The sequence below is a fragment of the Nostoc sp. UHCC 0252 genome, assembly GCF_034931145.1.
Lineage (GTDB): Bacteria > Cyanobacteriota > Cyanobacteriia > Cyanobacteriales > Nostocaceae > Nostoc.
The window spans coordinates 38,550-47,996 of sequence record NZ_JAYGHE010000059.1 but is presented as its reverse complement, the minus strand read 5'-3'; the positions used below and the strand labels follow the sequence as shown (position 1 = coordinate 47,996).

At 43.0% G+C, this 9,447-nt stretch carries 6 protein-coding genes; all 6 read left to right on the top strand.

Annotated features, from left to right (window positions below; all coding sequences use genetic code 11):
* The first annotated feature begins 203 nt into the window (after positions 1-203).
* The 6 genes from VB732_RS26180 to VB732_RS26155 all read left to right on the top strand — a co-directional run bounded on the left by VB732_RS26180 (position 204) and on the right by VB732_RS26155 (position 9,384).
* Positions 204-455, top strand: coding sequence for a helix-turn-helix transcriptional regulator (locus tag VB732_RS26180; RefSeq protein ID WP_323233805.1), 252 nt, complete (start codon positions 204-206; stop codon positions 453-455).
* Complete coding sequence (locus tag VB732_RS26175) at positions 445-3,642, top strand: PAS domain S-box protein (RefSeq protein ID WP_323233804.1); 3,198 nt, start codon at positions 445-447, stop codon at positions 3,640-3,642. Before VB732_RS26180 ends, VB732_RS26175 begins: the two co-directional genes overlap by 11 nt.
* Positions 3,611-4,084, top strand: a complete 474-nt coding sequence (locus tag VB732_RS26170) for a response regulator (protein ID WP_323233803.1) — start codon at positions 3,611-3,613, stop codon at positions 4,082-4,084. Before VB732_RS26175 ends, VB732_RS26170 begins: the two co-directional genes overlap by 32 nt.
* Positions 4,084-6,069, top strand: a complete 1,986-nt coding sequence (locus VB732_RS26165; protein ID WP_323233802.1) for a response regulator — start codon at positions 4,084-4,086, stop codon at positions 6,067-6,069. Before VB732_RS26170 ends, VB732_RS26165 begins: the two co-directional genes overlap by 1 nt.
* A 401-nt stretch (positions 6,070-6,470) precedes the next feature.
* Complete coding sequence (locus VB732_RS26160) at positions 6,471-7,712, top strand: pentapeptide repeat-containing protein (RefSeq protein ID WP_323233801.1); 1,242 nt, start codon at positions 6,471-6,473, stop codon at positions 7,710-7,712.
* Between the two features lie 475 nt (positions 7,713-8,187).
* Positions 8,188-9,384, top strand: a complete 1,197-nt coding sequence (locus VB732_RS26155; RefSeq protein WP_416235777.1) for an ABC exporter membrane fusion protein — start codon at positions 8,188-8,190, stop codon at positions 9,382-9,384.
* The last annotated feature ends 63 nt before the right edge of the window (positions 9,385-9,447 follow it).

Here is a 9,447-nt window from a genome sequence, read left to right as displayed (position 1 = left end):
GCTTTTGCGAGTTTAACCCAAGCGTATTGTCTTATGGGGTGGGTATCCTGCCTGCCCAGAAATATAAGGGACAGGTAATATCATGTTCGGTTAAATAATTGTCATCGCGATCGCAGCTTGGCGTGAGAAATATCCCCTAAGCCAGAGACAAGCAATAAGATAGGTGTCCTATCGTAGTCGTGCTGTAAGAATAGAAAGAGAAGATGCCTGTGATAAAACGCCTGGGAATCTTAGATTTGGTTCGGCATCTTCGGCAACAACTTAATCTTTTTCAAAAACAGTTTGCTGCTTTAGGAGTCTCATCCAAAACAGTGAATCGGTGTGAAAATAGATATATAGCACCTTCACGGACAGCGCTAAAACTAATAGACGAAATGTTAAGGCAGATGTGCGAACCCGGCAAAAAGCTGCTAAACCAGTATTTTCCAAAAGCAAAATCAGGTTATGACTTATAGGGTGAGGACATCTGAACGCAAAGACATCTTTGCTGGCAATAAAAAGAAAGACGCAATTATTAAAGAGCAAGTACTGGATTATAGTATTGCTTTGCTATGTGTTGCCTTCGCAGTGGCGGGAACCCTGCTGTTTAATCCATATCTCAGACCAGCGCCTGCTACGCTGTTTTATATGGCGGTGATGGTGAGTGCCTGGTACGGAGGTTTGGGGCCGGGATTACTCACCACAGCTTTGTCTACTTTGGCAATCAACTACTTCTTTTTCAACCCAATCTATCCGCAAAATATTACAAATCTGAGTAGATTAGTACCCCTAATTGTCTTCATGTTAGCAGCAGGGTTAATCAGTTCGCTCAACGAATCACGCCGCACAGCCCAACATAAAGCTGAGGAAAGTCTGAAGTCACTATCCGAAAGTGAGGCACGGTTTGGTCGCTTAACAGAGTCCAATATTATTGGAATAATTGCGGCTGATCTGAACGGCTTGATTATTGAAGCCAATGAAGCCTTTTTGCAAATGCTAAATTATACCCGCGAGGATTTGCGCTCTGGTCGAATTCGCTGGGGCGAAATCACTCCGCTTGAATATATTGAGGTGAGCGAGCGAGCAATTGAAGAACTGAGAATTACTGGGAGTTGTAAGCCTTTTGAGCAGGAATATATTCGCAAAGATGGCTCTCAAGTTCCCATTCTCATCGGCTTTGTGCAGCAAGGAGATAGAACAATTATTGGTTTTGTTCTTGACTTGAGCGAACAGCAAGCTGCGCTGCGCGATCGCAAAATTGCCGAAGCCGAAGCCCAGCGTCGCACCCGCCAAGCAGAAGAAGCCCAAAGCATCCTACAAATGCTTTTAGAACACGTCCCAGAGGGAATTACCATCACTGGTGGCCCCCCTAATTTCCCAATCATTGCCAACAGCAAACTTGCCCAAGAGCTTTTGGGCAAACCTGGTGAATCCCTCGTTGGTATGACTTCCAGCGACTACGCCCAGTCCTACGGTCTGTTTCTTGCTGATGGTGTAACGCGCCTCACCCCAAAACAACTACCTTTGTATCGTGCTACGCGCCACGGTGAAACAATCTGCGATGAGGAGTGCATCATTGAACGTCCTGATGGAACCCGGATTATAGCCAGCGCTAATGTAGTACCAGTTCGGGATTCTCAAGGTGAAATTATTGGTGCAATCAATTGCTGGCGCGACATCACTAACCGCAAGCAGATGGAAGAGGCACTGCGGCAGCGAGAAACAGAACTTCGCTTGATTACAGATACACTGCCAGTTCTAATTTCCTTTGTAGATTCAGAACAGCGCTACCGCTTTAATAACCGAGCTTATGAAGAATGGTTTGGGCATTCTGCGGCAGAAATTTATGGAAAGCATCTTTGGGAAGTGATGGGTGAAGCCGCTTATGAAGTAGTTCGTCCTTATGTGGAACAAGTACTTGCAGGAAAACAGCTAACTTTTGAAGGTGAAATTCCTTATAAAGACGCTGGAACACGCTACATTAAAGTTATTTATGTTCCTCAGTTGGATAAACAGGGAACCGTTGAAGGGTATGTAACATTAATTACTGATATTAGCGAACAGCAAGCTGCGCTGCATGAACGCAAACTTGCAGAGGAAGCATTGCGCCAGAGTAATGAGCGGCTAAATTTTGCCCTGCAAACCGCAGGATTGGGTGACTGGGATCTGGACTTAAGGAACGAAACTTCTAACCGTTCTCTACGACACGACCAAATCTTTGGTTACGAGTCTCTGCTACCCGAATGGAATTACACCATGTTTTTGGAGCATGTCTTACCTGAAGATCGCCCTTTAGTTGATGCCAAATTTCGAACTGCACTAATTAATCAAGATATTTGGGATTTTGAGTGCCGCATTTGCCGTGCAGATGGAGAATTACGTTGGATTTGGGCACGGGGTCAGATATATCACAATTCTGAAGGGGAAGCAGTGCAAATGCTGGGGCTGATCGCCGACATTAGCGAACAGCAAGCTGCGCTGCGCGATCGCAAGCTTGCCGAAGCAGCATTGCGTGAAAGTGAAGCCCGCTTTCGCCAAATGACAGATACCGCTCCCGTACTGGTGTGGATGTCTGGTACTGACAAACTTTGCAACTACTTTAATAAACCCTGGCTAGACTTTACCGGGCGGACTCTGGAGGAAGAAATGGGCAACGGATGGACTGAAGGCGTTCATCCCGATGATTTTCAGTATTGTTTAGATACATACGTCAATGCCTTTGATGCCCGACAAACTTTTAAAATGGAATATCGCCTTAGACGCAATGATGGTCAATACCGTTGGCTTTTTGATACAGGTGTGCCTCGGTTTGCAGCAACTGGAGCGTTTCTCGGCTATATCGGTTCCTGTGTAGATATCCACGATCGCAAACTTGCCGAAACTGCCCAGCAACAAATCAACGAAATATTAGAGCAACGGGTTCAAGAGCGCACCAGCCAACTAGAAATTGCCAATAAAGAATTAGAATCTTTTTCCTATTCAGTCTCTCACGACTTGCGATCGCCCTTTCGCCACATTGCCGGATTTGTCGAATTGCTGCAAAAGCGCCATAGTTCAACTACCTTAGATGATACAAGTCAGCGCTATCTAAGAATAATTGCAGAAACTGCCAAACAAGCAGGCATACTCATCGATGAATTGCTGACATTTTCCCGGATGGGGCGCACAGAAATGCGCTACATCAACCTCAACATGGAGGAAATAGTACAAGAGGTAAAACGCGATTTGGTAACAGAAACCGCAGGACGCAACATCAATTGGCACATCGAGTCACTTCCAGAAGTCCAAGGCGACCCCTCCATGCTCCGGCTCGTCTTTCGCAACCTTATAGACAATGCCGTAAAATATACCCAGAATAGAAATCCAGCAGAAATTACTGTTGGAAGTACTGACAATGAAAACGAAGTTATCTTTTTTGTCCAAGATAACGGCGTTGGTTTTAATATGCGATATGCTCACAAGCTATTCGGAGTATTTCAACGCCTCCATAGCGACCCACAATTTGAAGGTACTGGTGTTGGATTGGCTAACGTACAGAGGATTATTCATCGACATCATGGCCGAGTCTGGGCAGAGGGCATAATTGAAAGCGGAGCCACCTTATATTTTTCACTACCTAAGTTGAGGGCGAATGAAAGAACTCAAGCGAATTCTGCTGATTGAAGACAGTGCTAACGATGCAGAATTAATATTAGCCGCCTTATCAGAAAATAATCTCGCCAACGAAGTAGTAGTGGTACGTGATGGAGAAGAAGCCCTAGATTATCTCTATCGCCGGGGGCTGTTCCGGTTACGAATGGAAGGGCATCCTGTAGTGGTGCTGCTCGATTTGAAACTGCCTAAAATTGATGGATTAGAAGTGTTGGCACAACTAAAATCTGACCCAATAATGCGAGTTATTCCAGTGGTAGTATTAACTTCTTCTGCTGAGGAGCCAGATTTAGTTAGATGCTACGAATTAGGTGTCAATGCTTATGTGGTCAAACCTGTGCATTATCATGAGTTCGCCGATGCAATCAAAAGTGTAGGACTTTTTTGGGCAGTGATCAATCAGCCACCCCTTGGCGTACCTTCTGCACCTCACCGTCAACAGGAGAGCAACTGATGAATGTCCTGCGTTTCCTCCTTTTAGAAGACAGTCCCTTAGATGCAGAGCTTACCCAAATGGTGCTAGCCCAAGGGGGAATCGATTGTGAACTGATGAGAGTCGAAACCGGCGCTGACTTTTTGGCTGCTCTAGAAACAGAGGCTTTCGATTTAATTCTTGCTGATTATGCCTTGCCATCTTTTGATGGGATTTCTGCGTTGGAAATTGCCCGAAATCGCTCTCCAGAGGTTCCTTTTATCTTTGTTTCTGCCGCATTGGGCGAAGAATTAGCGATCGAAGCTTTGAAGAATGGTGCAACCGATTATGTATTAAAGCAACGATTAGGGCGATTGGTTCCCTCAGTACGACGCGCATTGCGAGAAGCCAAAGAGCGCCGAGAGCTACGCCAAGCAGAGGAGTTGCTACAAAAAAGTGAGGCCAAGTATCGCCGAATTGTTGATACCTCTTATGAGGGAATCTGGATGATTGACTCTCAATCACGAACAGAGTTTGTAAATCAACGGCTCTGTGAGATGTTGGGTTATTCGGCAGAAGAAATGTTCGGTCGTTCTATGTTTTATTTTATCGATCAAGTTGATGGGGTAGCAGCCCAAGAGAAACTGGAGTGGCACAATCAAGAAGGGAGCGATCTTAAAGAAGGTCGATTGCGTCGCAAAGATGGTTCTTATATCTGGACGCTGATTTCTGCGAGAGCTATTTTGAATGAACAAAATGAGTTTTTAGGCGCGATCGCAATGCTAACTGATATTAGCGATCGCAAACGCACCGAATCAGAACGCGATCGCCTTTTACAACTTGAGAAATTAGCACGCACGGAAGCAGAAGCGGCTAACCGAATCAAAGATGAGTTTTTGGCGGTACTTTCCCATGAATTGCGATCGCCTCTAAATCCTATTCTCGGTTGGGCAAAACTGTTGCAGAGCCGTAAATTTGATGAAACAGCACTCCAAAAAGCCCTTAAAACCATTGAGCGCAACGCTAAATTACAAGCTGAATTAATTGATGACTTGCTGGATGTTTCTCGCATCCTCCAAGGTAAACTCAATCTCAAAATGACATCAGTCAATCTGGCATCTACCATTGAAGCAGCAATGGAAACAGTACGTTTAGCAGCAGAGGCTAAAAGTATTCACATTGAGATGATGCTTGATCGTCAAGGGAAAGTTTTGGGTGATTCAGTCCGCTTACAGCAAGTCTTTTGGAACCTTTTATCCAATGCCGTCAAATTTACACCCATTGGGGGAAAAGTAAATGTGCAATTGGAATGCATCGATGCCCAAGTCCAAATTACTGTCAGCGATACAGGTAAAGGTATTCACCCTGATTTTTTACATCATGTGTTTGACTATTTCCGTCAGGGTGACAGTACAACAACTAGAAAGTTTGGTGGCTTAGGGTTAGGTTTAGCGATCGCTCGTCACTTAGTTGAGATGCATGGTGGAACGATTCGAGCCGAAAGTCTTGGCGAGAATGAGGGAGCTATCTTCACAGTTAAGTTACCCTTGCTCAAGGACAGTGTAACAAGCAAAGATGATACAAAAGCTAATTCTGTAACTGCCGTTTCTACCGTTTCGCCTCTCATGGGTTTACAGATTTTAATTGTCGATGACAATGCTGATACCCGCGACTTTTTCAGCTTTGTGCTTAAGGATTTTGGAGCGATCGTCACTACAGTAGCATCAGGGGATGAAGCACTACAAGCGCTAGCCCAGTCAAAGCCAGATATCTTACTCAGCGATATTGGGATGCCAGAGATGAACGGCTATATGCTGATGCAGCAGATACGAACTCTGGAAGCACAAGTAGGGGGAAAAAAGATTCCTGCGATCGCTCTGACTGCTTATGCAGGCGAAATCAATCAGCAACAAGCAATCAAAGCAGGATTTCAACAGCACATTGTGAAACCTGTATCACCAGAGGAATTGCTCGTGGCGATTTCCAATTTAGTCGGATGTTTAGATATTTCTTCAAAAGCTGAGTAATTAGATAAACTTCGTTAACGTTATAAATTTAAAACTATTCTAGAAACATTTAAATTGCATAGATTAGCTTCCTTTCATGGATCACAATATTGTGCTTTTACCGCTAACCTCCGCAGTTCAGAAAACGTTTTAAAAATAAATTGTCGTGAGTGTTCCAAAAAATAAATGATCCAAAACCCGTCATTGCGAGCGAAGCGAAGCAATCCCAGCCCTTGCGATTGCTTCGCTTCGCTCGCAATGACAATTGAGCATATTTTTACTTGGAGTACTCATACATTTTATAGATGATTTCCATTAAGTAGATTTCAGTACTTGTCAAGTACTTCCGTATTTGTACTCTATCAGATATTTAAAGATGGTCGTTAAAATCAACCTAAATCTATTTACGTAAGGAGTCAAATATGAAGACTTATGACATATCTTTTATAAAGACAAATGGAATCACGAGTTTTTTGGTATTTATCTCAATTATATTTATTTTCTCTGTAACTCTTATTTTCTCATTATTTGCAGGTATTGAAGGATTTTCAAATCAAGAAAAAATTGAATATATTAATCAAGCATTAACGACTCTTGCGATAATTATTGGAGGATTAACATTAATTACTAATGCTTACTATAATTCCAGGCTTTCGCTAGATGAAAAGAAGAATTTGTTAACGCAACTCCTTGCTGGAACGCTAACTTGGGATCAGAATATCGTAACTGGCATTAAAAACACGCAAGCAACGCCAGAAGAGATTGTTCCAGAACGCTTTTGTAAAGCAATTGAACAACTGGGAAATGAAAAAATTGAAACGCGATTCGCTGCCATTTATGCTTTAGAGCAAATTGCTAAGGATTCTCAGAAAGACCACTGGACAATTATGGAAATTCTCGCTGCTTTTATCCGCGAGAATTCCTCAGTGAATCAGGAATATAAGAAAGGTTTACAAGGGCCATTAAAACTTCCTACAGATATTCAAACAGCCTTAACTGTCATTGGACGACGCGATTCATATAAAGATCCGGTAAATCAGAAACTGAATTTACGCAATACAGACCTCAGTAATGCCGACTTAACCGAAGCTAACCTTTCTAAGGCAATCCTCGTAGGAGCTAATTTACAATGGGTCAATTTTACACGAGCAAATCTCTCGGAAGCAGACTTATCACTAAGCGATCTTTGCGGTTCAATCTTCTATGAAGCAAATCTCTCAAAGGCAATCCTTCCTGAAGCCAATTTGCAAGGAGTAGCCCTCAGAAAAGCAAATCTCTCAAAGGCAATCTTTTATGATGCCAACTTAGAAGGAGCAATCCTTTGTGATGCTAACTTAGAAGGAGCAATCTTTTGTGATGCCAACTTAGAAGGAGCAATCCTTTGTGATGCCAACCTTTTTGAAATCAACTTCGAAGGTAGCAACCTCCAAAATGCAAACCTAATTGGCACTAACCTCCAAAGAGCAAAACTTGCTGGAGCTAACTTAGAAGGTGTGTTACTTAGTACGGCTAATCTGCAAGATGCCAACTTCCATGAAGCCAACCTCTCTAGGGCAAACTTGAGTGGATGTGAAAACCTAGAATTACAGCAGATTGAACAGGCAATTGGCGATCGCACAACAATCCTACCGGAAAATTTGAACATCCCCCAACACTGGCAGTAAAAAAGCCCCAGATCCCCGACTTCTTAAAGAAGTCGGGGATCTCGTTGTTCATGAATGATTTAGGATTGCCATATATCATTAAAAATAATAAAGTTATTAGATTTGAAGAGATTTATTAGTAAGTTCAACTTATTTATTTTTCATGACAGAAATTTTGACTAAATTTATCTCTGATTGTTGGCACTGTTACAATGCGTGCTTTTGAAACCGTTTACTATATCTGAGTACTTTCACAAAACAAAACTAATTTATCAGCAATATAACTCTCTTAAGACTGGAAAACCAATTAATATTATCCTATCCAGCTAAATTGCAGTAGTTTGGGGAATTCCAATAATTTCCATTTAGTAATTCCGAATCAATAAATCCACAATAGTTAATTAACAAATAAAGGAAAAGTTAAAAAAAAAGAAGTAAGAATAAAAACTTAATCCACTCAGTTTTTTCTGCGCCACTAGTTAAGAGGTAATCTATGGTGCGAAACTCAAAATTAGGGTACAGAACGTTCCCTAAGTCTATTCTGCGTCCATCTGTTGCGATAGGTATAATTGCATCTTTGTTGATTGGCGGAATAAGTTTTTATATAGTCAAACGCTGGCAAAATTATGCAAACCCTGAGATACAAGTGCCAGCAACACAATTGCCACAGTTAACAACGGTAACAGCTTTAGGGCGGATTGAACCACAAGGAAAGGTAATTAAACTCTCTGCTGCGGTGTCTGCGGAAGGAAGCCGGGTAGAAAAGTTATTGGTGAAGGAGGGGGATAAGGTAAAAGCAGGACAGGTAATTGCAATTTTGAACAGCCGCGATCGCTTGATTGCAGAATTTCAAGAGGCGCAGGAACAAGTCAAAGTCGCCCAGGCAAACCTAAACCGAACCCAAGCAGGCGCGAAACGTGGTGAAATTGCCGCCCAAAAAGCCGCGATCGCTCGTTTAGAAGCAGAACGCCAAGGTAATAGTAATGTTCAAGCAGCAACAATTGAGCGATTCCAAGCTGAAGTGCGTAATGCCCAAGCAGAAGACGAACGCTATCAGCATCTGTATCAAAAGGGGGCAATCTCCGCCTCCCAACGGGATAGCAAGCGTTTAAACTTGGAAACCGCCCAGAAAAACCTGCAAGAAGCGCAAGCACAGTTAAATCGTACCCAATCGACTAGTCAGCAACAGGTAAAAGAAGCTACGGCAACCCTTGATGAAATTGCTGAAGTGCGAGGAGTAGATGTAAAAGCTGCCCAAGCAGAAGTTAATCGGGCTGTAGCAGCGATGAATCTAGCAAAAGTTAATCTAAAACAGGCTGAAGTGCGATCGCCCCAAAATGGACAGGTATTTGAGATTCATACCTATCCTGGCGAATTAGTCTCAAATGATGGCATTGCTGATATCGGACAAACCAGCCAGATGTATGTCATAGCCGAAGTCTACGAAAGCGATATCGGCAAAGTGCATTCCGGGCAGAAAGTAACAGTACTTGGTGATTACCTCCCGATTGAATTGCAGGGAATTGTAGATCGCAAAGGCTTACAAGTGCGGCGGCAGAATGTTGTTAACACAGATCCCGCAAGCAATATCGACAACAGAGTAGTAGAAGTTCATATCCGGCTAAATGAAGCCTCCAGCCAAAAAGCTGCCACCTTAACCAATATGCAAGTTAAGGCAGTAATTGAATTGTGAATGGGGAATGGGGAATGGGTGAACTCGGAACTTTGACCTCTGAACTCGGAACTTTGACCTTTT